Annotated in this window: 1 pseudogene; it reads left to right on the top strand. The window is 43.0% G+C overall.

Annotated elements, in window-relative coordinates:
• Nucleotides 1–54: 54 nt before the first annotated feature.
• Nucleotides 55–962 (top strand): annotated as a pseudogene (locus tag MXE28_RS11445) (hypothetical protein); the annotation flags it as partial.

Genomic DNA, 962 nt, shown 5'->3' with positions numbered 1-962 from the left:
GAAACCTATTCAGGCTTCTCGGAAATAAAAGTCTAACTTTTTGGGGTCACTACATTGTCCGGTTTAGTGGGTGCTTTTTTATTGGGCGCTTTGGGAACAGCGGATGCCAGTTTGATTACCACTGATGAAGGTCAGATGGATATGAGATATGGTGATACTAGACAAGCTTACGATAGTATAGGCTGGGACTCCGGTCATGGAGTTCAATATAAACTCTTGGTAAAAGGTGCTGAGAATGGTGGCGTTGAAGTTAAGATGGGGAGTTATATGAGTGGTGGCGACAAGAAAGTAGCTACTAGAACTCAACGTGGCGATGCGCCTATTGAAAACCGCTACCAAGTACTTAAAATCGGTTTAGATGCCGCCACGCTTAAAAAGATTAATGATTCCAGCTCAAACTCTCAGACCGCTATTGATGAATTAAAAAATAAGGCGAACCGTGATCTCGATAATTTGTCTGAAGCCGGGGAAAAGAAGCTGAGTGATTTGGTAAAAGGGATTAAGACCGGCTCGACGAATCTTACTGCAGGTAGCGAAAATATCAAAATTGCTGAAAGTGAAAATGCTGATGGTACTAAATCCTTTAGTGTTGATTTGAATAAAAAAGTTAATCTTACTGCCGATGGGTCTGTTACTGTAGGTAATACCAAACTAGACAAGTCAGGTTTAGAAGCCGGTGAAACCAAAGTTAAAGCTAATGGTATATTGGTTGGTAAAACTGCTTTAACTGCCGGTGGTTTGGTTCTTGGAAACACCGTTGTTGCAGCAGACGGTTTGACTGTTGCCGGTGGCCCGTCCGTAACTACAGCCGGTATTGATGCAGGCGGCAAAAAAGTATCTAATGTTGGTGAAGGTGCCGTGGCTGAAGGTTCCACTGATGCTGTAACCGGTGGTCAGTTATTTGGCGTGCAAAAAGATCTCAATGATTCCATTAAAGGTGCTCAAGATACAGCTAATTCCGC

The organism is Veillonella sp. KGMB01456 (assembly GCF_023051165.1).
GTDB lineage: Bacteria > Bacillota > Negativicutes > Veillonellales > Veillonellaceae > Veillonella_A.
This window is presented reverse-complemented; position numbering and strand designations above follow the sequence as displayed.